General features: G+C 68.1%; 9 protein-coding genes. 4 read left to right on the top strand and 5 right to left on the bottom strand.

What is annotated here, in order from left to right; all coding sequences use genetic code 11:
- Positions 1-18 precede the first annotated feature (18 nt).
- Positions 19-1,266 (top strand): hypothetical protein, encoded by a 1,248-nt coding sequence (locus QF035_RS36450; RefSeq protein ID WP_307525052.1) that lies wholly within the window; start codon positions 19-21, stop codon positions 1,264-1,266.
- 85 nt (positions 1,267-1,351) lie between these two features.
- Here QF035_RS36450 and QF035_RS36445 read toward each other — a convergent pair whose 3' ends face one another.
- From QF035_RS36445 to QF035_RS36425, 5 genes are all read right to left on the bottom strand, one after another.
- Positions 1,352-1,600, bottom strand: coding sequence for a DUF6183 family protein (locus QF035_RS36445; protein WP_307525050.1), 249 nt, complete (start codon positions 1,598-1,600; stop codon positions 1,352-1,354).
- A gap of 149 nt (positions 1,601-1,749) precedes the next feature.
- Entirely contained in the window at positions 1,750-2,841 is a 1,092-nt protein-coding gene (locus QF035_RS36440) for an AAA family ATPase (protein WP_307525048.1), read from the bottom strand.
- The gene (gene drmB / locus QF035_RS36435; RefSeq protein ID WP_307525046.1) at positions 2,838-4,688 is read right to left on the bottom strand and encodes a DUF1998 domain-containing protein; all 1,851 of its coding nucleotides are present in this window, start codon (positions 4,686-4,688) and stop codon (positions 2,838-2,840) included. Before drmB ends, QF035_RS36440 begins: the two co-directional genes overlap by 4 nt.
- Positions 4,685-7,810 (bottom strand): helicase-related protein, encoded by a 3,126-nt coding sequence (locus tag QF035_RS36430; RefSeq protein WP_307525044.1) that lies wholly within the window; start codon positions 7,808-7,810, stop codon positions 4,685-4,687. The genes drmB and QF035_RS36430 overlap by 4 nt, the downstream gene beginning before the upstream one ends.
- 42 nt (positions 7,811-7,852) lie before the next feature.
- Entirely contained in the window at positions 7,853-10,894 is a 3,042-nt protein-coding gene (locus tag QF035_RS36425; protein WP_307525043.1) for a sigma-70 family RNA polymerase sigma factor, read from the bottom strand.
- Between the two features lie 202 nt (positions 10,895-11,096).
- Between QF035_RS36425 and QF035_RS36420 the strand changes: the two genes are divergently transcribed.
- The 3 genes from QF035_RS36420 to QF035_RS36410 all read left to right on the top strand — a co-directional run bounded on the left by QF035_RS36420 (position 11,097) and on the right by QF035_RS36410 (position 24,577).
- Positions 11,097-17,393, top strand: coding sequence for a protein kinase domain-containing protein (locus QF035_RS36420; protein ID WP_307525041.1), 6,297 nt, complete (start codon positions 11,097-11,099; stop codon positions 17,391-17,393).
- A 66-nt stretch (positions 17,394-17,459) separates the two neighbouring features.
- Positions 17,460-20,414, top strand: a complete 2,955-nt coding sequence (locus QF035_RS36415; RefSeq protein WP_307525039.1) for a DEAD/DEAH box helicase — start codon at positions 17,460-17,462, stop codon at positions 20,412-20,414.
- The gene (locus QF035_RS36410) at positions 20,414-24,577 is read left to right on the top strand and encodes an Eco57I restriction-modification methylase domain-containing protein (protein WP_373466791.1); all 4,164 of its coding nucleotides are present in this window, start codon (positions 20,414-20,416) and stop codon (positions 24,575-24,577) included. Before QF035_RS36415 ends, QF035_RS36410 begins: the two co-directional genes overlap by 1 nt.
- Positions 24,578-24,588: the final 11 nt, after the last annotated feature.

Raw genomic sequence — 24,588 nt, 5'->3', positions numbered from 1 at the left:
CCGCCCCTGGATGACGTCATGGGAGCGCGCCAGGAGCTGACGGTCGTCCTGCCCGTACGGCTGCTACATGCCCCCCGCTGGGCCGAAGGGCCGTTCCCGTTCGAGCTGGGCAGCCGCCGTACCGACGCGGTAGCCCGGTCCACGTACTTCGCGCCCGCCTCCGCCCGCGCCCTCTACGGGGCGCCCGGGCGGCCTCGCCGCTGGTACCTGCCGCTGGACACCAAGCACGACGGACTGCACCTGCTTGGCATGGAACTCCTGCGCGCGGCCACCGCCCGCAACCCCGAACACGCGCTCGCCGTCCTGCACTTCAGCGTGGACAGACCACTGCTGCCAGTGCTGCGGGCGCTGGCCGGACGGAGGCAGAGCACCGCGACGGAACTCCTCACCGGGCCCTTCGACCCGGCCGGGCTGCTCGCCGGCATCGCGGACGTCCGTAACCCCACCGCGCCGTTCGCCATCGCCCGGCCCTACACCATCAGCTTCATGACCCCGACGACGCAGGATGCCCCCGCTCTTCGCACAGACCTGGAAGGGGCGCTTCCCGCCACAGCAGACCGATGGCTGTGGCAACTGGCGTCACGTTCCACACCGGAGGACTTCCCCCTCCCACCGGAGACCGTCGACTCACAACTCAAGGACACCGTACGGATCTCCGCCGACTGGAGCGCCCTGGTTCTACGGCAGGGCGCTGCGTTCCTCGGCCACCGGCCCGACACCGGCACGGGCGACTTCTTCGAATTCGGTGCGCTGCACTCCCGTACGGTCTACCTCGACGCCCTGCTCCTCGGTTCCCTCCAGCGCGATCACATCGACGAACTCACCGACGAACTATCCGAGGTGTTCAACTCTTCCCGGCTGGCACGCCGCGTGGCCACCCTGGAGAGGAACATCGCAGTGTTCCGCAGCACCTACTGGAGACAGCACCTCACCGCCCATGGCGCGGCGAACGATCTTCTGCTGGCCTTCCAGAACCAGCACCGACTGCCCGCCCGCTTCAACGAGATCCTGGCCGAAGCCGCCGACTACAGCAGGCTCGTACAGACCCAGGAAAGCCAGCAGATCAGCGGCGCCCTGGGCGTCCTCACGATTCTCGGCCTGCCCCTCGGCACGGCCCTCGGCATCCTGCAAGTCCTCGACGACCACTCCATGGCACACCTGCTCATCGCACTCGGCCTGTCGGTCGCCGCCGCAGCGGCAGTCCTCACCACCCGGTATGGGCGCCTTGTCCTGTCATCGCTGCGGGGCGGAGACAGAGGGACGTAGAAGACGAGGGCGGCATGGATCAGCCGCATACGGCTGAGCTTTGCAGGACCTCCACCGGCACCGACGCCCCACGGCGAACCCTCTGCTAGAAGTGGGCGTCGGCATCCGTATCGGTCGCCGCCAGCACCGCGACCCGCGTACGGCTGGGGTCGAGTACGGCGAAAGCCACGTCCGCCGTGTCGTGGTGGAACCAGTCCGTGAACGCCATGAAGCGCAGCCAGCGATGGTCGGAGGCGCGCCGCACCGCCTCCGGGAATGGGCCCCCGCCACCAACCGCGCGTTGCAGCGGCCGGGAAACCAGCGTCGTCGAAGTCGTGATTCGCGATGGCGACATCCATACGGCGTATCCGGTGTGAGGGGCCCGTGAAGCGGTGTCCGGCACCGGGGAAGCCGCCGCCGAGGTTGAACCCCGGCGGCAACGGCTCTCGGCACAGGAGCGCAGCATCCGACCGTTGCGGAACCGAGCGTTCCCTGGGGCTTTCGTCAGCCGCGCAGCAGGTTGCCGGAACCCACCTGGGCGCACAAAGGTGGCTCCGTTTCTCCCTCGTACGCCAGATGGAGTTCACGTCGTGCACGAGTGGCCAGAACGTAGTACGTCATGCGCAAGGCAGCCGAGGTGGGGTCGACCGCCGCATCCGTATGCGTGTCGGGGATAACGACGACGTCGAATCCCAGCCCTTTCGCGCTGGCCCGGTGGACCAGCACGATTCCAGGTCTGCCGAGGTCCAGCGTGCGGTAGCGGCTTTGCGCGGCTGGGGCCCGGCAGGTGTACAGCTGTGGCTTGAGCCGTGGCCCTCTGCGCTCCAGGCTGCCGAGTAGCGAGAACTGAGTGTGGGTCGAGTTCACGATCACGCCGATGCTCTGCTGCGGATGCTTCTGCGCCAGGAGGATCAGCAGGTCGACAGCGCCCCTGTGCGGCAGACGGTGCAGCCGCGGAGGCGGTCCTTCGCGTTCGGGTAGGGCAGGCATTCCGGTCCCCGTGTGGAAGTGGGCAGCGAAGGCCGCGATCTGGCGTGTGTTGCGATGATTCCCATCAAGTTCGTAAAGCGTGCACCGGCCCAGGCGCTGGGTGATCTCTGCGAGAGTGGAGTTGGTGTCGGTCAGGCGCTGACACTCGTCGGCGTACACCGTCGTACGGGCCTGAAGCAGTCGGCAGAGGCGGTAGAACTCGGGCGGCAGGTCTTGGCCTTCATCCACGACGAGGGTGAGATCGGGTACTGGGCCGGTCTCCGCGGCGCGGTCGTAGCACGCCTCCCAGTCGTACGAGTCGTCGCCGGTGCGCGGGACTCTCCCGCCGTACCAGTCGGTGAGCCAGGCGTGTGCCGTAGCCACGCGTACACCGCGGTCCGGCGGACCCAGCTTGTGGACGACCGCGGCCAATGACTGCCTCAGGAGGTTGGAGCGGGTCAGCAGGGTCACCGGAGTTCCCGTGAGAGCGAGCATCACGGCCCGTTGGGCGGCCAGGAGGCTCTTGCCGCTGCCCGGCGGACCGCTGACCAGGTGGTTGCCGTCGAAAGCGAGCTCGTCGAGGGAGGCGCGCTGCTCCGGGAAGAGGTCGAGGTAGGTGAGTGTCATGTCTGCTCCAGAGCGGTGGCCGCGGCCGCACGGGCGGAGGCGACGATCGCCTCCAGATAACCGGGCACATGCTCGCCACCCACGACGAGGGCACGGTCGAGGAGTGCATTGCCGGTTTCACAGCTGGTCTCGGGGAGCAGGGCGCAGGCATGACAGGCCGCGCGGTTGAGGTTGCCGAAGCCCTGGCCGGTGTGCTCGGCGCAGAGCGGGTCGGCCGAGCACCAGGCGGCTGCCTCCGTCATCCGCAGCAGTGTCTCCGCCAGTCGCGGGGGTTCGCCCTGACGCACGAGGCCCCCGAGGGTGCCCTCAGCGTCTCCGGCGGCGGTGTAGACGAGGATGCCGTACTGGTCCTGCTCGGGCCGTGCGTAGATCCGTTCGCGCAGGCTCGCTGTCGTGTATCCGGATTCGAAGGAGAGCTGGCGGATCAGCAGATGCGCCAGGGTGTGTAGGAGGACGAATCGAGGCGCGAGTTCGGGTCCAGTGAGGGACTCCAGGCGGTCTTTCTGGAAGGAGCGGTCAAGGTCGGCGCGCAGGCCGGACACCCGCTGACGTACCCTCCCATCGCTTTCCCAGGAGGCTAGTTGGCTCCTGTCCAAGGTGAGGAACATCCCCTCACCGAAGACCTCCACGGCGGGCAGCCACCTCAGACGCCGCGCGGTGTCGGCAGGGACGACAGTGGCGTCCGGGGAGACCCTGGTGAAGCCTGACAGGGCGCGCACCTCACGCAGTCGGTCGGCGAGGACAATCCTGCCGAAGCGGGTGCGCAGGCCCGCCCAGGGTTCCTCGCTCTCGCCGTCCAGGCCGAGGGCGGTCTCGCGCAGTGCAAAGTCGCGAGTGGCGGGTGGGGCGGACGCCGTGAACGCGGCCCACTCCTCCCGGCTCAGATCCGGACGGGCAGGGGGTGCGGACGAGTCCCCGGACGGCGCCGCGGGAGTCTGTCCGGTCTCCTCTGCGATCAGGGCATCGATGAGTTCCTCGTCGGCGCCGGTGTCCTCCTGGATCATCGTCCGGAACATGGCCGCGCGCGGCGTTCCGGACACTCGGCACAGCGACACCCACAGATCGTGTTCCCGTACTCGTTCGGCAAGGGTGTCGGCGGCGTGGACCGACACATCTGTCTCGGGAATGTCGAGAGCCGAGTGCATCACCGGGTAGTACAGGTTTCCCGCGGTGCGCTGCACCACCTGCACCGGCTTGACGCACTCCAGGGCCTCGCTCGCCCGCTGCCACGGATTCCGTCCCGAGCAACGCATTCCATGCGTACCGAGGATGTCCAGCAGATCGCGTGTGGCCCCGCAGCCTTTTGCCGTGCAGGCGATGGAGAGCGCCTCGAGTCCGGAGGCACGCTCGGAGACGAGGAAGCGCAGCTTCTCCCGTTCACCGCACTGACGCCGTTCGCCGGCTTCGCGTCGCGAGTGCGCCCAGAACCACCAGTCGATGTCGCCGAGGTGCCCGGCCGCGCAGATCTGCACGAACCGCATCGGCGCGAGTGTCCGGGCCGGCGAGCAGGAGGAACAGCGGGGCGGTTGGCCGGCCCGCTCGTCGGCAATGCGCCACCGCTTCATGCGCCGGCAGGCACCGCAGAACAGCCAGGAGGGGAAGCGGATGTACGGGGCTCCGGGCGCGTCCGGGGTGTCGTAGCGGTCGTTGGCCGCGGCAGGAGCGGCGTAGAAGCCCGTCACCCCAAGCCGCGAGGCGAGCCTGGGCGATTCGACCTTCTGCTTGGCACGGCTCGGCCAGTCGCCGATCCCGGTGGCCACGAAGGACTCACCCTGGATGTCGAAGACGGCTCCGACTCCGAACGGCAGCACTGTCTGTGACTGGCGTACCCGTAGTGTGCGGCTCACAGGTCGGCTCCCTTCACCATCACCTGGCATTCACGGTCGACATTGCGCATGGAGTTCGGTGTCTCCCACAGGCCGTAGTTCTGCTCGAAGCTCTTGATGAGGTTGGACTGTCCTTTGCCCTGGCTGCGGTAGTACAGCTCCCGGCCGTCTTTGCGAGCCTCCCGAGCAGCGTCCTCCCAGTCGGCGATGAGATCCGCCAACTCCTTCCGTACGGCCTCACCGGCGAAGGGTTCGCACACTTCGGCACGGGACGCCAACTCCTTGGCCAGTGCTTCTAGTTCGGGACCGTGGTCGAGCACGAGCCCGGCCTGGTTCTCGGCGGTGAGACCGAGCCGGTGCCGGACGAGGATGACGAGCGCGGCGTGCAGAGCACGGCGGCGTGACGGCACCGACCACGGGGTGACGCTGGTGGGTTCGACATGCCGGTAGAGGGAGCGGTGGTAGACGTCGAAGGCCTCGTAGTGCGAACGGTCCCGTGGGCGGGTGGCATTGAAGAAGGTGACGACGAGGCCGGGCACGGAATGTCGGCCGACGCGGCTGGTGGCCTGGATGTATTCGGCGGTGGTCTTGGGCTGCCCCTGCATGAGCATCAGTGCGAGGCGCTTCACATCCACGCCGACAGACAGCATGTTGGTGCAGGCCAGGAAGGAGACCGTCTGCGGGTCCTGCCAGTGCTTCTCCAGCCGGTCTAGCAGTACGGGCTGTTCCGCGCGCGGCAGATTACTGGTCAGTTCCTTCACTTGATGTTCGGTCAGCCCCCTTACACCCACGCCAGATTCGAGTCCTGCCAGTTGCGCGGGGATGTCGTCGGCAGCGGCGGTGACGGTGCGGCCGAGTTCACGCAGGCTGTGATGGTAGGCGACCAGGGTCCAGTAGGCGTCCCGGTGTTCCTCGGGAAGTTCCCACGCGCCCTGCAGCATGGCGGCGGCGGTAGCCACGGCAGCGCGACCGGCCGTGTGTCCCTGAGCCATCACTCCGATGTAGCGGCGGCCGGGTCTGGTCGTGTCGGGTTCGGCGAAGTACGAGTGGCGGGCGTCGAGCCCGGCGGGCGGGAACAGCTGGACGTCACCGCCGTACAGAGCCCGGACCTGTTCACCGGAGCGGCGGATGGTCGCCGTGGACGCCACGACCTTGGGTCCGATGCCGTCGGGAGTGGTACACAGGCCCAGGACGGCTGCCTCGTACAGACCGACGGTGGTACCGAGAGGACCGGTGAGCAGGTGCAGCTCGTCCTGGATGACGAGAGAGGGCGGCCTGTTTCCGCTCCCCGCGCCGAACAACCGTCCCGCGCGGGGTTCCCACGCCAGGCGGGTGAACTTGTCCACCGTGCCGAGAACGAAAGTGGGCGGCCGGTCGTAAAGCTGCTCGTCCACGACGGCGACCGGCAACTCGTCGTGGAAGGCGCACTCGTCACGCGGGCAGAAGAAGGCGAACGAATCCGCCGCGGCGCGCACTCCGTAGTCCGCGATGTCGGGCGACTTGCGGGCGGGCAGGATGCGGGTGCCGCACCACGGACAACGATCGAGGATGAAGACGTCGTCGGGGTGGGTGGCGGCGCGCTCACCGTCGAAGGCCGCACGAGCCTTCTCGTAGGTGTTCGGGGTGGTGGTCTCACCCACCCACAGGCCGATCGAGAAGGGTTCCTGTCCGTACGTGGCCGGGTCGGCGCGGCGTTGGGTTTCGAGGGCACAGATGGTGCTCGCCGCGCGTTGGAACTGCTGGGTGGTCAGCAGGCTGAGTGTGTAGCGGCTCAGTACGGCGGTGCCTCCCCCATCGGGTTCCCGCCTGCGGAGCACCATGGCGAAGGCGGCGAGCAGCAGGTACGCCTCCGTCTTGCCGCCGCCGGTCGGGAACCAGATCAGATCGGTGGTGGCCCGGTCCTGGTGCCGGGGTTCCACCACTCCGTCGAGGGCGAGCAGGAAGAACGCCAGCTGGAAGGGTCGCCAGGCCGCGGCCGTGTTCGGTTCCGGGTCGAGGAGTACGGCATCGCGCCGGGATCGGCGGGTTCCCGCCTGGTCTGGGGCGGAGTGGCGCATCTGCTGGGCCATGGCACGGTTGGCGGCGCGGAAGGCGTGCAGCAGTTCGGGGCGGCGTGGGTCGCAGAGGGTGCGCACACCGGACTCGATACGGGTGACGGCGGCACCGATGCGGGCGAGGATGCGGTCGGCTGCGGCGCGACCCCACTCGGGAATGTCCGCATTCAGCTGCCCCACGTACCAGGCTCGGTAGTCAGAGACGAACTCTCCCAACTCTTCGCGAAGTTGGTCGACGGAGACATCGGGGTCGGCGAGGTGAAGGACGTTCAGGACCGGCGATCCCCTCAGGCCGGCCGCCCGAACGCCGCTGACCTCGGCTTCGGGCATGACGGCGGCCTTGAGGCCGGTCACGCGTCGGGTTTCCTCGTCGTGCTGTTCCTCTACCGCACACCCATGACCAACGGCGTGCGTCCGCACATGCTCGTACTGCAAACGCAGTTCCTGTTCCTCCGGGTCACGGCTGGCGAGCCGGACGCTCGGGTACTGGCGGATCTCGCCGTCCACGGGGCGAGCCTCCAGGCCGACCTGGAAGATCATCCGGTCCCACTGGGCGGCCTTCCCAAGGGCCTGCTCATGGAGGGCGATGTTGACCAGGGCGACGGTGACCAGTTGTCCGGTACCGAACTCGCGCCGTCGGACGCGGAGTTCGGCACGGCCGTCGAGCACCGGGACCTGGTCACGGTCCGGCCCGAGCGTGTGCGTCTCGGCGGGCAACGGCACGCGTTCCCAGCGCCGTCCGCGTTCGCCCGTGGCGGCCCGGGTCTGGTAACGGGCGCCGGCGCAGCCGATCTCGATGGTGGTGGCATCGGTGTAGAAGCTGAAGCCGAGCGACGAGGGAAGCCAGGAGTTTGACTCGGGAATGGGATCAGCGGCGGGGGCGGTGTCCTCAGCCGCGCCTTCTGTTCCTGCGCCGTCCAGTTCCTCCGCAGCGACATCCAACTGCCGTTGCAAGTCCGCCTCTTGTGGGTACAGCGTGCCCATGAGGTACTGCCGGTCGGGCGGGGCGTCGAGCGTTTCGTCCTCTCCTCCGGCAGGGCCGACTAGTTGCCGGTGCAGGTAGGCGACGAGTTCCTGTCTGGGGTCCATGATGTTCCTCAAGGGGGACGCGGGGAAGTGCGCGAGTGCGGTTCAGGACCGGGGCTGGTGGTCCCGGAGCGGTGTGCTGGTGGCGGCTCCCCACTGCTCGGCGAGCTGCTCCTGCAGTTCCGTGATACGGGCCCAGGCATCCCGTTCGGTCTGGGCTGTGCACTGCTCGGCCGCCTCCGCCCGTTGGTGGGCTGTCTGAAGGGCAAGGTCCCGCTCGGCAAGCAGGGACTCGGCTTGGCGCAGCTGGGCTTCGAGAGCGGCGAGGCGTAGTTCCGAGTCTTCCCGGTAGCGCCGCAGTCGCTGGTGCGCGTCGTCTGCCCGCTGCCGCTGGACCAACATCGCAACGCTGCCGAAGTCAAACCCGTCCGCGTGCTGTGCCGCTTCCTCCGCGTGCTCGGCCCGGCGGAGTGCGGCCCGGTGCGCCTCGCGGTGCTCCTCCTTCAGCCGCGCAACGCGTTCCTCGCTCTCGGCGCGCACGTGTTGCTCGCGTCGGAGAAGTGATCTGTCCGCGCGGCGCAGCAGCGCCTCTTCCTGGGCGTCGAGTTCCTGTTCGGTGTCCGCGCGGGCGGCGGCGAGACGCGCTTCGGCGGCCTGCCGCTCTTCGGCGAGTTGTTGCCGGTGTTCCTGGCGCAGCCGTTCCACGTATGTCTCGTGCGCTTGCCTGGCTTCGGCCAAGCGCACTTCGACTGGAAGCTCTTTGTGGCCCGCGGTCTTGGCGTGGTCGGTCGTCTTCACGGCGTGGTCCATTTCGGCGGCGTGTCCTGTTGTCTCGGCGTGAGTCACTTCCTTGACCTGGGCCGCTTCCTCGGCCCGGTCCGCCGCCTCGGCCTGGTCCGGCGGTCGTTTCGCGGTCGCGGCGAACTCCCGTAGCGCGTCGCGCGCGGCGAGACGCGATTCGCTGTGCACCAGCGGTTTCTTGGCCAGATAGGCACGAGGTGTGATGCCGACCAGAGCCTCGGACGGCCGCTCGAAGAAGTCCTCCGGCCGCTGCCCGGACTCCCCCACGACGTCGAAGACGCGCCGCAACACCTCCAAAGCCGCAACCATGGAGCGGTCGATCGCCTCGGGTTGCTGGCTCACACGCGTCACGCAGTCTGCGGCGGACTGTCCGAGCAGCACCGTCAGCTGCAGATACCCGACCGAGACCAGCGCGTACTCGGCGAGCCAGGCCACTCCCTCGGCCGGCGCCACAGCCATGCGCCGGGCCTCGTCCCAGTCTGATGTGTGCCGGCCCACGGCGGTCGGCTGCGGCACCTCATCCGTCTCGACCGCCGACACGGATCTCTTGGACGAGACATCAGTTCCCGACGGGCCCTCCACAAGGCGTTCCGCACCGATCGCGAACGCGGATTGCGGGACCGCGTCGACGACCTGTGCAGCGCTCTCTGGATCAGGTGTGAGCGAGGAGGAGTCCTCAACCCGGACGGCAGGAACCGGCGCGTCCCACGTTTCCGCCTCGGATGCCGAATCCGATGCCGAATCGGTGCGCTGCCCCGACTGCCCTCGCGGCACAGTGATCGCGGCCTGCGCTCTCGCCTTCCTCGCCGCACGCCGGGCGGCTCTTGCCCGACCCTCGACCCCTTCCGTTCCTTCGGTCTGCCTTTCGCGTTTTTCGGTCTCCCCTTCGTGCAGCGCCTCTTCCATGACGAGAAGACCGGCCGTCCGCAGCCTCTCCCTCAGCGCGGGACGCAGCTTGACCTCAAGCTGCCGAATGCGCTCCCGGGTCACCCCGAACTCGCGCCCCACCTCATCCAGGGTCGAGGGATCGTCCCCGTCCAGCCCAAGGCGCCGTACGAGAATCCGGTGATCTCGTCCGCCGAACGTACTTACGACATCCATGGCTTGCCCCACGAGCAGGGCGTCCAGGACCACGTGTTCCACGGACGGCAACGGCCGCAGTTGGCCCACGAAGTCACCAAGCGTTACGCCGTCACCAATGACCCGGTCGAGAGAGTCGGTGCGCCGGCTCAGCCGTCGGGCCTCCTCCACTTTCGCCAAACTGACGTCACAGAGCACCGCCACGTCGGCAACGCTCGCCGGCCTGCCTTGCGCGAACAAACTCTGTTCCGCCTTCGCCACCTTGCGGATGTGCTCGTGCATATGGACCGGAATCCGGATGACGGCACCCTCGTCCGCGATGGCCCGGGTGATGGACTGTCGGACCCACCAGGTCGCATACGTCGAGAACTTGAAGCCCTTGGCCGGATCGAACTTCCGCGCGGCGGTCATGAGGCCGAGCACACCGTGCTGGAACAGGTCGTCGTACTCCAGCCCTTGTTCCAGGTAGCCCCGCAGCAGCGAGTGGACGAGCCGCTGATTGTGCAGGACCAGGCAGTTCCGCGCGCGGATTCTGATGTCGTCGGACGGCAGTCCGCTCAGCTCTTCTTTCTCCGGCTCACGCGCGACCCCACTCGCGCCGCCTCGCACCAGCACGCCGAGGCCCACTTCCGCCTCGGCGTTCAGGAGACGGTTCTCAGGGCGGAGATGGAAGCGGTCCCCCTCCAGTACGGTCAGTGCCACCGCCACAGCGGCGGCAAAGTCTCCCGCTTCCGATTCCGGCCGGGTCTCCGAGCCTGCCGGATCCGGCGACTCGGTCTCCCCGGGCGACGGGTCTTCCACCGCTCCGACAGCCACGCCGTCGGGCTCTGCTGTGGACTCTCGAACCCGGACCCCGTTCCGCAACGCCGCGGCTTCCCGGGCGTTCAGCCCGGCCAGCCGGACCAGGCCGTCCACGACCCGCAGCGTCAGGTACCCCTCGGCATCGGCGTAACGCGACAGCAGCGCCCGTACCACCTCGACGCGAGGGAACACATTTTCTTCACGAGTTCGTGCAACCTTTTCCACAGCCCCGCCGTCGGGGTCTGTGTGCACGCGCTTCCCCTGTACGGGCAGCCCCAATCGGGCCAGCTCGTCCCGCAGCCGATCCCGCTCGCTGTCGCCGAGCGCCAGCACGCGCGCACTCTCCGCGAAGACATGTTCCGGAACCGCCCCGTCCACCGCCGCCCGCCGGAGCCGGATCAGCAACTCGGCCAGAGCGGCCTTCATTCCGGGCGCGCCCGCCCCATCGACGGATTGAGGTCTCATTCGCCCACCCCCACCTCATGTCACGGAAGACATTAGAAGTGACGCGTTGACGATGTCAACAGACTGAGCGCATATCAAAAATAGAGCCAATCGTGTACTGTGACTCTGCCGCATTCTTCCCCTGCGACGATGGGCGGAGCGGCAGCAGGTCAGGGGGTCGCGTTCTGGTGCGGGACCGCGGGCAGAGGACAGAGGAGCGGCAGTGAGCCACGAGCTGGTCGACGGCAGATTCCGTATCGGGCAGGTGATCGGCAAGGGCAACATGGGAGAGGTCCACCGGGCCGAGGACCTCCAGGCCGCCGAGGGCACCCCCGAGCGGAAGGTCGCCGTCAAGACCATCCTGCGCCGCCGTACGGGCACCCAGATCGACACGAGCGCCGACCCCAAGGCCGCGCAGCGCTTCGCCCGCGAGGTGCGCATCATGCGCCGGCTCCAACACCCGAACCTCACGCGCCTCGTCGCCGGTGGCGTGGCCGAGAGCAACAGCAACCTGCCCTACCTCGCCATGGAGCTCCTGGACGGCGAGACGCTGCGCGACCTCATCTCGGAAGAGCCCCAGCTCCCGGTGTCATGGGCCGCTGCGATCGGTGCCCAGGTCGCCGACGGCCTCGCCGCCGCCCACACCGCGGGCATCGTCCACCGCGATCTGAAGCCCGCCAACGTCATGCTCACCCAGGGCGGCACCGTCAAGGTCCTCGACTTCGGCATGGGTCGCATCGTCGACGACCCCGACGAGGCCCGGCTCACGAGCACGGGCGTCAGCGTCGGGACCGCTCGTTACATGGCCCCCGAGCAGTTCGAGGCCAAGCAGGTCACGCAGGCCGCCGATCTGTATGCGCTGGGTTGTGTGTTGTACGAGATGCTCGTGGGCGTACCGCCGTTCACGAGTGAATCGCCGTACGAACTCGCCCGCAAGCACGTCGGTGAGGTTCCGACGCCGGTCGCCGTGATCCGCAGTGCTGTCCCCGTGGAGCTCTCCCGACTGGTCGACCGGCTGCTCTCCAAGGACCCTGCGGAACGCCCAGCGGACGCGGTGGCGGTCCGTGACGCGCTGTTGCCGCTGGTCTCCGCGGACGAGGACTCTTCGCAGTTGCCGCACTGGAGCGCGCTGGACCCGACCCGGCCCCTGCGCGACGCCCTCACGCCGGCCTCTGCCGCGCCCACTCCGCAGCCCACGCCGGTGACCGCCGCCTCCGGCACAGCGATGGACGTCTTCGGTGTGCACGAAAAGCTGATCGCCGACTACCGCTTGTTCACCGAGGGCGGCACCGTCATCCGTGACGACCGCATCGCCGGATTCGTCGAGGACGACCTCGACAACAAGTCCCAGTGGCCGAACCCATGGCTGTCGCTCAACCCGTTCTTCCAGAGCGGGGGCACCGTGGTCGAGCTGGCCGGGAAGAAGGTGTTGCACGACGAGTGCGCCCGCATCTTCCAGGCGAAGAAAACAGAGGGCGGCACGGTCCCCGACGGCCGCCCGCTGACCCTCCATCAGCACCAGCGGGAGGCCATCGACGCGGCGGGGTCCGGTGCGTCATACGTACTGACGACCGGTACCGGCTCCGGCAAGTCACTCGGCTACATCGTCCCGATCGTGAACAAGGTGCTGGACGAGCGGGACGCAGAGGGGCCGAACGCCCGGAAGCGAGTACGCGCAATCATCGTGTATCCGATGAACGCGCTCGCCAACAGCCAGCTCAAGGAGCTGGAGAAGTATCTGCGCGACGGCTACGGCGCGGGCCGTGAACCGGTCACCTTCGCCCGCTACACCGGCCAGGAGGATGACGAGAAGCGCAGGGAGATCCGTAAGAACCCGCCGGACATCCTGCTCACCAACTACGTGATGCTCGAACTGATGCTGACCCGCCCGGACGACCGGGCCAGCCTCATCCGCATGGCGCGGGGCCTGGAGTTCCTCGTCTTCGACGAGCTACACACCTACCGCGGCCGCCAGGGCGCCGACGTGGCCCTGCTGATCCGCCGGGTCCGCGAGGCCTGCCAGGCACAGAACCTGCAGTGCATCGGTACATCGGCCACCATGTCTACGGAGGGCACGGTGGAGGACCAGAAGAAGGTCGTCGCCGGCGTGGCGAGCACTCTGTTCGGTACGGAGGTCCGGTCGGAGCACGTCATCGGCGAGACCCTGGTCCGCGCGACCCGCGAGACGCCCGACACCGTCCCCGCCGAACGCCTCAACTCCCCCGCTGCTCCACGCGCGTACGACGATCTCGTGCGTGACCCCCTGGCCCGTTGGATCGAGACACGCTTCGGCCTGGCCACGGACGATGACACGGGGCGTCTGGTTCGCCGACGGCCGACCAAGATCGAAGTCGCGGCGAAGGAGCTGCACGAGCAGTCAGGCGTCGACGAGGAACAGTGCGCAGCCGCGATCCGCGCCACTCTGGAGGCAGGTTCGCAGGCGCTGCATCCCGTGACCGAGCGACCGCTGTTCGCGTTCCGGCTACACCAGTTCCTCTCCAAGGGTGACACCGTGTACGTCACCCTGGAGGACAAGCTCTCCCGCCACCTCACTCGCTCCTACCAGCTCGAACAGCCGGGCAGCGGCGGCAAGTTGCTGATGCCCCTGGCGTTCTGCCGGGAGTGCGGGCAGGAGTACCTGACGGTGTGGCGCACCGAGAAGGACGGCGACGTCCGGTACGAGGCGCGCCGGGACACCTCCGCGACAGGCGGGCGGCAGGGCGACGGCTATCTGTACGTCGACCACGAGCGGGGCTGGCCGGCCAATATCCAGTACGCGGTGGACGACCGCCGACTGCCCGAGTCCTGGCTGGAGTTGGACGACAAGGGCCAGGAGGTCGTGAAGAAGTCGTACCGCGACCGGGTGCCGCGTGCCGTCACCGTCGACCCGCTCGGCCACGAGGGCCAGGGCGAGCTCCAGGCAGCGTTCATCCCGTCCCCGTTCCTGTTCTGCCTGCACTGCGGGGTGGCGTACGAGCAGACTCGCGGCCGGGACTTCGCGAAGCTGGCGACGCTCGACCAGGAAGGCCGGTCCTCCGCGACCTCGCTGATCTCGGCCTCGGTCGTTCGTTCACTGAAGTCCGTGCCGGCGGAAGCCCTGGACAAGGAGGCGCGCAAGCTCCTCACCTTCGTCGACAACCGGCAGGACGCATCGCTCCAGGCAGGTCATTTCAACGACTTCGTCCAGATCACCCAGCTGCGCGGCGCGCTGCACCGGGCGGCGCTGGACGCGGGCGAGAACGGCCTCCATCACGAGGAGCTTGCCTCCGCCGTGACGACCGCGCTCGCCATCGATCCGGTGGACTACACCGGCGAGAGCGACCTGCCGCCCTCGCTCGCCCGTAATGCCGCAAGCACGCTCCGCGATGTGATCGCGTTCCGGCTCTATCTGGATCTGGAGCGCGGCTGGCGCATCACCATGCCGAACCTGGAGCAGACGGGCCTCTTGGAGATCGACTACGACGACCTGGACTGGGTTGCCGCGAAGCAGGACCGGTGGGCGGGCACGCACGAGGCCCTGCGCGACGCCGATCCGGCGCTGCGGGCCGAGATCATGAGGGCGCTGCTGAACGAGATGCGCCGCTCGCTCGCCATCGACGTGTCGTACTTCCGCGACGACTCCTTCGACTCGCTGCAGCGGGCGAGCGAGGAACGGCTGGTGGACCCGTGGGTGCTGTCCCCCACCGACAAGCCTCGGGTCGGCACCGCCTACCCCCACCCGTCCCGTCCGGGGATGGACCGCTCGGGCCTGTTCCTGTCCGCGCGTGCCAAGTTCGGCAAGTACCTGGGACGCGCGGACCGGTCGTTCAAGGAGCTCGAACAGGCCGATCTGCAGCTGGTCATCAAGGAATTGTTGGAGGTCCTGGCCAAGGCCGGCCTGGTGAAGGAGGTGGAGGTCGCCCCCCAGCGCGCGGGCCGCTACCGCAGGCCCACCACTCCGACCGCGGTGGGCTACCGGGTGGCCGCGCAGTCACTCGTGTGGCGGGCGGGAAAGGGTGAGACGGGCACCCACGACCCGCTGACGCGCACCTACCAGAGCGGTGACGGACCGCGTGTCAACACCTTCTTCCGCAAGCTCTACAAGGACGCGGCGGGTGCGCTGTCCGGCCTGTTCGCGCGCGAACACACCGCGCAGGTCGCGCCGGCCGAGCGGGAGAAGCGCGAAGAGGCCTTCCGCAAGGCGGAGTTGAAGCTCCTCTACTGCTCGCCGACGATGGAGCTGGGCGTCGACATCTCCTCGCTGAACGCGGTGATGATGCGCAATGTGCCGCCGACACCCGCGAACTACGCGCAGCGCTCGGGCCGTGCGGGCCGCAGCGGCCAGCCCGCACTGGTCACCACGTACTGCGCAACGGGCAACAGCCACGACCAGTACTACTTCCGCCGCTCGGAGCGCATGGTGGCGGGTTCCGTCGCCCCGCCGCGTCTGGACCTCGCGAACGAGGATCTGGTTCTCTCCCACCTCCAGGGCATCTGGATCGCGGAGGCAGGCCTGAAGCTGGGCCGTTCCATCCCCGAGGTACTGGACGTGTCGTACCCGGACACGGGTGAACGTCCGAACCCCGCTCTTGAGCTGCTGTCCGAGATCCAGGCGGCCTCGCACGACAAGAACGCCCAGCGTCGCACCATCGATTCCGCGCTGCGCGTCCTCGGCCCGCTTTTGCCCGACTTCGTCGAGACGACGTGGTGGCACGACGACTGGATCCAGGACAAGGTACGGACCGTGCCCGAGCGGTTCGACGACGCCTTCGGCCGTTGGCGACAGCTGTTCCGGGCCGCGCTCGACGACCAGTACATCCAGAACAGGCGCCGCCTGGACTACAGCCTCACCGAGGGTGATCGTATCCGGGCCAACTCCCGCCGCCGCGAGGCCGAGACCCAGCTGAACCTGCTGATGAACGAGAGCGTCGACAGCAAGTCCGTCCTCTCCGACTTCAACCCGTACCGCTACCTGGCGTCCGAGGGCTTCCTGCCCGGCTACAGCTTCCCCCGGCTCCCGCTCGCCGCGTACATCCCGACGGTCGGCCGCCGCCGGGGTGACGGCGACTACCTCCAGCGCCCGCGTTTCCTCGCGATCCGCGAGTTCGGCCCCGGCGCGCTGATCTATCACGAGGGCGCCCGTTACCAGGTGACGCGGATCCAGCTGCCGCCGGACTCGTCCGGCGACCTGGCGACCAGCGAGGCCCGCCGCTGCGCGCAGTGCGGCTACCACCACGACCCCGAGGAGCGTCAGGACCGCTGCGAGATGTGCAACGAGCCGCTGGGCTCGGCAACGTACGGCCTGCTGCACCTGCACACCGTGTACACGACGCGTCGCGAGCGGATCTCCTCCGACGAGGAGGAGCGGCGCCGAGCCGGCTTCAAGCTGGAGACTTCGTACCGCTTCCACGACCACGGCATCCGCAAAGGCCGTCTGAACGCGACCATCGCCGATACCTCGGGCGGACAGCTCGCCACGATCGCGTACGGCGACTCGGCGACCGTCCGGATCACCAACACCGGCCGCGTACGCGCCAAGAACGACGAACCGGCCGGCTACTGGCTGGACCTGGCGGACGGCCGCTGGATGAACGACAAGGACGCCTCCGACGCGTCCGGCGACTCCAGCGAACTGCCGGTCATCGACGCGGACGGCAACGAACGACGCCGCAAGAAGCGGGTCATCCCGTACGTGGAGGACCGCCGCAACATCCTCGTGGTCACCCTCGACGAGCCGCTGCAGGAGCCGGTCGCGCTGTCCTTGATGTACGCGCTGGAGCGGGGCATCGAGGCCGCGTTCGAGCTGGAGGACGTCGAACTGTCCAGCGAGCTGCTACCGCCGGACGACGGCCCGCGGGGACGCATCCTGTTCACGGAGGCCGCCGAGGGAGGCGCCGGTGTGCTGCGACGCCTCCAGGCGGAGGAGGACGCACTGGCCAAGGCGGCCCGATACGCACTGTCCATCTGCCACTTCGGCCCGGACGGCAAGGACAAGGGCGATGAGGAGCACCGCCCTGGCCGGGCCTGCGCGCTCGGCTGCTACGAGTGCCTCCTGACGTACGGCAATCAGCTCAACCACGCGCTGATCAACCGACACTCCGTGAAGGATCTGCTGGTGCGGCTCGCCTCGGCGAAGGCCCGGCGGGAGTCCCGCGGGGAGTCGCGTTCGGAGCAGTACCGGCGACTGCTCGACCAGTCCCCCGCCGAGTCGACCCCCGTCGAGGCCTCGGCCGCCGAACTGGCCGCTCAGGGCGACTTCCTGGGCTGGGCGAAGGCGCGCGGACTGCGGCTGCCGGACGAGCCGGGCGCGTTCCTCACCGAGGCGAACGCGACGCCCGACTACGTCTACCGGCTGCCCGGCGTGAACGTCGCCGTCTTCGTGGACTCGCAGACAAAGGAGCAGGACGCCTTCCGCGACGAGGACGCCGAGGAACGCCTGTTCAACGCCCGCTGGGACGTCGTCCGCTTCCCGGAGGGCGCCGACTGGGAAGCCATCGCCACCGCCAACGTCCACTACTTCGGCTCCCCGGCCGCCGGCTGACCGCCTTCCCAGAGAACCTGCCCAGAGCATCAGAGGCCCAGAGGACCAGAGGATTTGACGACCGACATGTCCCAGACTTACGCCACCGGTTCCCTGGTGAAGGCCCGAGGCCGCGAATGGGTGGTGCTCCCGGAGAGCAAGCCCGATCTGCTCGTGCTGCGCCCACTGGGCGGCTCGGACGACGACATCGCCGCCGTGTTCCCGGCGTTCGAGACGGTGGACGAGGCCAGGTTCGCGCCGCCGGAGCCCGGCGACCTCGGCAACCAGCGTGCCGCCGGCCTGCTCCGCACGGCGCTGCGGGTCGGCTTCCGCTCGGGCGCGGGCCCGTTCCGCTCGCTGGCCGGGATCGCGGTGGAGCCGCGCGCCTACCAGCTCGTGCCTCTCCTCATGGCCCTCCGCCAGAAGACGGTCCGCATGCTGATCTCCGACGATGTCGGCATCGGCAAGACGATCGAGGCGGGCCTGGTCGCCAGCGAACTCCTCGCGCAGGGCGAAGCGACGGGCCTGGCGGTGCTCTGCTCACCCGCGCTCGCCGAACAGTGGCAGCAGGAGCTGCGGAGCAAGTTCGGCATCGACGCCGAACTGGTCCTGTCGTCGACCGTCTCGCGTCTCGAACGCCGCCTGGACCTCGGCCAGTCCCTCTTCGACAAGTATCCGCACGTGATCGTGTCGACGGACTTCATCAAGTCCCCGCGCCACCGCGACGACTTCGTACGCCACTGCCCCGACCTGGTGATCGTGGACGAAGCCCACACGTGTGTGGCCGCCGACGACACGTCGACGAGTACACAGAACCAGCTCCGTTACGAGTTGCTGCGCCGCGTCGCTGACGACGACACCCGTCATTTGCTCCTCGTGACGGCGACCCCGCACAGCGGCAAGGAATCCGCCTTCCGCAATCTGCTGGGGCTGGTCAAGCCCGAACTGGCTTCGGTGAGCCTGGAGTCGGAGTCCGGCAGGAAACTGCTGGCCCAGCACTTCGTGGCGCGCAAGCGGGCGGACGTACGCCAGTACCTCACCAAGGAGGACGGCCTCAGCGACGACTCGCTGGCCGAGCGCACCGCGTTCCCCTCGGACCGCTACTTCAAGGACGAGACGTACAAGCTGTCCCCTGAGTACCGGGCCCTGCTCGACGACGCGATCGCGTACGCGAGTGAGCGGGTCGAGGAGGCGGGCGGTCAGGGCCGGCGGGAGGCGCGGATCGCGTGGTGGTCGGCGATCGCGCTCCTGCGGTCGCTGGTGTCGTCGCCGCGGGCCGCCGCGAAGACCCTGCGGACGCGATCGGCGGCGGCGATCGCAGCATCGGCGGAGGAAGCCGACAAGCTGGGCGCTCCGCTCACCAGCGACGCGGCCGACAGTGACTCCATGGAGGGCATGGACATCGCACCAGGCGCGGAGATCAACGAGGACGACCCTCGCTCCCGTCTGGGTGAACTCGCCGACCGCGCCCAGGAGTTGGAGGGCCCCGCCAAGGACCTCAAGCTCAAGGCGCTCATCAAGCACCTCAAGGGACTGCTGGCGGACGGCCACAACCCGATCGTGTTCTGCCGTTACATCCCGACCGCCGAGTACCTCGCCGAGCAGCTGGAGAACGACAAGGACAGCGGCAAGCGCGGCCCGCTCGGTGCCAAGACCGTCGTCAAGGCGGTCACCGGCACGATCTCCCCGCAGCAGCGCATCGAGCGGATCGAGGCACTCGCCGTCGAGGCGGGTGAGGACGCCGCCGCGCGCCGCGTCCTCATCGCCACGGACTGCCTCTCCGAGGGAGTCAATCTCCAGCATCACTTCGACGCCGTCGTCCACTACGACCTGGCCTGGAACCCGACCCGCCACGACCAGCGCGAGGGCCGCGTCGACCGGTACGGGCAGCGCCGCGACCAGGTCCGCGTCATCACGATCTACGGCGACGACAACGGCATCGACGGCAAGGTCCTCGAAGTCCTGATCAAAAAGCACCGCCAGATCAAGAAGGACCTGGGCATCTCCGTCTCCATCCCTGACGAGCTGTCAACGGGCGTCACGGACGCGATCGTCGAATGGCTGCTGATGCGCGGTCGTGAGGGCCAGCAAGACACCCTGTTCGGCTCCGAGGCCCTCGACACGGCGGCGGGCAAGGTGGAGACCGACTGGAACTCGGCGGCCGAGCGCGAGAAGCAGTCTCGTTCACGGTTCGCACAGCGGTCCATCCACCCGCAGGAGGTGGCCCGCGAGGTCGCCTCGATCCGGGAGGCGCTGGGCGGCGCGGGCGAGATCACGACGTTCGTACGGGAGTCACTGGAGGCCCTGGGCGCGGTGCTGCGCGGAGGCGACGAGGACTTCACCGCACAGGTCGGCGGCACGCCCATCGGCTTGCAGGACGCCCTCGCGCCGGCCATAGGCGCGGAGGTGATCGAGAAGGACCGCCCGATCCCGTTCCGCTCGGATCCAGCGGTGGCCCGCGGCGAGGCGGCGCTGGTCCGCACGGACCCGGTCGTCGGCGCGCTCGCGTCCCACGTCCTGAACGCCGCGCTGGACAAAGACGCGCCCGGGGCCCGCCCGGCCCGCCGCTGCGGGGTCGTCACGACGGACGCGGTCGGCACGATGACGACCCTGCTCCTGGTCCGCTACCGCTTCCACCTCACGCTGCCTTCCCGCAGCGGCGACAAGCAACTCGTGGCGGAGGACGCCCGGTTGGTGGCCTTCGAGGGCTCCCCGAAGAAGGCCGTCTGGCTGGCACCAGAGCGGGCCGCCGAGCTGCTCGACGCAACGGCGTCCATGAGCACGCCGCCGCACTTCGGCACGCGCACGATGACACGTACCCTCGACCAGCTACTCCCTGGTGTGAAAGACCACTTGGCGGCGTACGGCGAGGAACTGGCCGCCGATCTCGACGCCTCGCACCGGCGGGTGCGGGCCGCGTCCGGTGAGATCGTCCGCGGTCTGTCCGTCACGGCCCAGAAGCCCGCCGACATCCTCGGCGTGTACGTCTACCTGCCCACCACCGCTGCCACCGCCGCGACTGCTCCGGGAGTGTCCGCCTGATGTCCGCCACCACCCGCCACCAGGTGTTCACTGCGGTCCACACGGTCGGGGGGCTGCTGCCGGCCGACATGCTGTTGCGGATCTCCGAGGGCAAGGTCACCAAGGACCTCAAGGGTCTCGCCCCTGCGGACTACCGCATCCCGGGCTCCCGTTCGGTACGCGATGAGGCGGAGCGGCAGTGGGAGAACCTGAAGTCGCTGTGGCGTGAGCTGCGCGAGAAGCTGCCCCCGGAGCCGGAGTCGTCGGTGCGCCCCGACAGCACCGGTTACGCCCGCGCCAACTGGGTGGAGCCGCTGTTCGACGCCCTCGGCTTCGGCCACCTCGCTCCTGTCGGCGACGGGGAGATCGCGGCCGACGACGGCACGAAGACGTTCCCGATCAGTCACCGGCGGGACAACACGCTGGTCCACGTGACGGCGTGGAACGTCAAGCTCGACAAGCACCAAGGCGCAGGCTCTCCGGCTCCGCAGTCGTTGTTGCAGGAAGCGCTGAACCGCACGGACGCTCACCTGTGGGCCCTGCTCACCAACGGCCGCCAGCTGCGCCTGCTGCGCGACTCCAACGCGCTGGCCACCACGTCGTACGTCGAGTTCGACCTGGAAGCCATCTTCGACGGCGAGTTGTTCAGCGAGTTCGTGATCCTCTACCGGCTGCTCCATGCGTCCCGTTTCGAGAGCCCGCAGGGCGGCTCCCAGTGGACGTGCTGGCTGGAGGTGTGGCGGGACGCCGCGATTCGTCTTGGCGCGCGGTTCCTCGAGGACATAAGCGAAGGCGTACGTCTGGCCATCAAGGAACTGGGCACCGGCTTCCTGAAGCACCCGGCCAACGGCGTCCTGCGCGAGAACTTCGACCGCGACGAGTACCACGCGGCCCTGCTGCGGCTGGTGTACCGGCTGCTGTTCGTCTTCGTCGCGGAGGACCGTAACGCGCTGCACCCGCCCGAGGCGACTGCGAAGGCACGCAAGCGGTATGCCGACTACTTCGCCACGGCTCGGCTGCGGGAGCAGTCCCGTCGCCGCCGGGGTACGTCGCACTCGGACCGGTGGGAGGCGCTGCGGCTGGTGCTCGCGGCGCTGGGCGACGAGGCGGGCCGCCCGGAGCTGGGGCTGCCGGGCCTCGGGGGTCTCTTCGACCCCATCCCGGCGGACGCCCCGCTGCACGAGCTGTCCCTCTCCAACGAGCACCTGCTGGCTGCCGTACGCCATCTCGCCGTCGTCCGTGACACGGAGGCCCAGCGCTGGCGGACGGTCGACTACCGCACACTGGACGCCGAGGAACTGGGCGCGATCTACGAATCGTTGTTGGACTTGGTCCCCCAGGCCGGCGCGGACCGCACCTTCGAGCTGGTGCCCCGAGCGGGCAACGAGCGCAAGAAGACCGGTTCGTACTACACGCCGAGTTCGCTGGTCGAGGTGTTGCTGGATTCCACGCTCGACCCGGTCATCCAGGCGGCGCAGGAGCGAGGCGAGAAGAAAGCGGCAGAAGCCAAGCAGTCGGACGAGGACGCACGGAAGACCATCGTCGCCGAGCTGCTCTCCCTGACCGTCTGCGACCCGGCCTGCGGCTCCGGCCACTTCCTCGTCGCCGCCGCGCGCCGCATCGCGAAGCGGGTGGCGGCGGTAAACGACCAGACGCCGGAGCCGACGCCGGAGAGCGTCCGGAGCGCGCTGCATGAGGTCATCGCGCGGTGCGTGTACGGCGTCGACCTCAACCCCATGGCTGTGGAGCTGGCCAAGGTCTCGCTGTGGATGGAGGCGCTGGAGCCGGGGAAGGCACTGGGCTTCCTCGACGCGCACGTGAAGCTCGGCAACGGGCTGATCGGCGCGACGCCGGCGCTGCTGCGGGGAGGGATTCCGGACGCGGCGTTCAAGGTCGTCGAGGGTGACGACAAGTCGGTCGCGAACGCTTGGCTCAAGCGCAACAAGGAGGAACACCAGGGGATCGTCACACTGGATGCCGAGATGGAGGAGTCGGTGAGCGTCACGAACACGACGTTCGCCTCCGAATTGCGCGATCTGGTGGAGAAGTCGCCGACTGCGAAACTCGGACAGGTTCGGAAGCTTGCCGAGCGGTATCACGCGTGGGAGAAGTCCCGCGCGTATACGGATGCCCTGAAGATCGCGGATGCCTGGTGCGGCGCGTTCATGTGGGAGAAGACCGAGGATGCGCCGCCGCCGGTGACTCAGCGGGTCTTTCTGTCGCTCCAGTCCGCCGAGGGAGTGGGGGCGCTGGAGGAGACGCATCGGGAGGTCGAGCGGCTGAGTGGGGAGTACCGGTTCTTCCACTGGCACTTGGAGTTCCCGGATGTCTTCAACGTGCCGGGGGATCTATCGGCGGCGGGGGTTGATCCGGTTACGGGGTGGGCGGGAGGCTTCGACTGTGTGTTGGGGAACCCGCCGTGGGACCGACTCGAATTCGAGGACAAGAAGTACTTCAGTGCAGTAGAGCCGTCCATCGCTGAGATCTCCGGGGACACAGCGCGCCGCAAACGCATCGAAGCATGGATGTCAGAGAGCCCAGAGAGTGGTCAGCGATACATCGAAGCTAGGCGCAAACTCAAGTCAACGTTCATGTTCACAGGAACCTCCGGCACATTCCCCTTGTGCGCGAAGGGGCTTTCACTTGGTGGCGTAACCAAGCTTCAAGTGGACCAATTGTTCACCGAGAGGTTTGTCTCAGTAACCGCACCCGAAGGACGGTGCGGCACAGTGGTGCCCACGCAGATCGCCACAGGAGCCGGCGCGCAGTTCCTCTTTCAGGACCTGACGGGGCGAGGTGCAGTGAAGCACCTGTACGATTTCGAGAACGGTAAGCGAGAGAAGCTGTTCCCGGCGGTGCATCCCGGCTACCAGTTCGCCCTGATCTCCCTCACAGGCCGAGGACTGACCGAACCTGCGGCGCAGTTTGCGTTCTCTCTAGGCCACACAGACGAACTCGCCAGCGGCCAGGCCGCGTTCGATCTGTCACCCGAGGAGATCAAGCTCATCAATCCGAATACCGGGACGCTTCCAGTCTTCCGGACGCGGCGGGACGCTGACCTTACGGCAAACATTCAGCGCCGGATTCCGGTACTGGTCAATGAAGTACGTGCGGACGGCAACCCATGGCACATCACCTTCAAGTACCTGTTCCGCAGCGCTAACGATGCTGACTTGCTACGCGACCGGGCCACGCTGGAGAACGAGGGCTGGGAGCTAACGGGAAACATCTTCGTGCGGGAAGGCGAGCAGATGCTGCCGTTGTACGAGGCAAAGATGGTCGACTTCTTTAATCCTCGCGCGGCTGATGTAGTCAAAAGCCTGACAGCCGTCAACCGGCAAAACCAGCCCAGCTATCTCACGGAATCGGAGCTACGCGATCCGAATCGCCTTCCGCTCCCACGCTACTGGGTCGCAGAATCTGGCCGCGTCCGGGCTGTACATAAGGGAAAGGAAGCGCACGTCCCAGGTCTTGCGCTCCGTCTGGCAGAGGTGAACTGGGAACGCGATTGGCTGATCGGCTGGTGTGACGTGACGGCTGCGACCAATGAGCGCACCGCCATCCCAACATTCTTGCCAAGAGTAGCTGCGCTCCACACCTTGCCGTTGATGTTCCCGGACAGGCCCGCCCATCAGGCCGCGGCGCTGGTCGCAGCCCAGAGCTCCCTGGTCTTCGACTTCCTGGCTCGCCAGAAGGTGGGCGGCATCCACATGGCTCTGATGACCTGGAAGCAACTCCCTGTCCCCCACCCCGACGACCTCGCCTCCCACACCCCGTTCCTCACCCCCCGCGTCCTCGAACTCGTCTACACTACCTGGGGCATGCAGCCCCTGGCGAAGGACCTCGGCGACACCAGCGCCCCCTTCACTTGGAACGAAGACCGCCGCGCCCAACTCCGAGCCGAACTGGACGCCTATTTCTTCCACCTCTACGGTGTCGGCCGCGAGGACACCGACTACATCCTGGAGTCCTTCCAGACGGCGAACGGCGGCCTCAAGAACAACGAGATCTCCAAGTATGGCGAATACCGCACCAAACGCCTGATCCTCGCCGAATACGACCGCATGGCGAAGGCCAGACTCAGTCTGGAGACCCCGCTGACCGACGGCACGAACTACACCTCCACCCTCACCCCGCCCCCAGGCCAGGGCCCCCGCCACGAGGCCCGGCCCGTGGACGGCTGAGGTTTCGCTGC

It is taken from the genome of Streptomyces umbrinus, from assembly GCF_030817415.1.
GTDB lineage: Bacteria > Actinomycetota > Actinomycetes > Streptomycetales > Streptomycetaceae > Streptomyces > Streptomyces umbrinus_A.
Note: the sequence above shows the minus strand (reverse complement) of the source record. Positions and strands in the feature narration are given on the sequence as shown.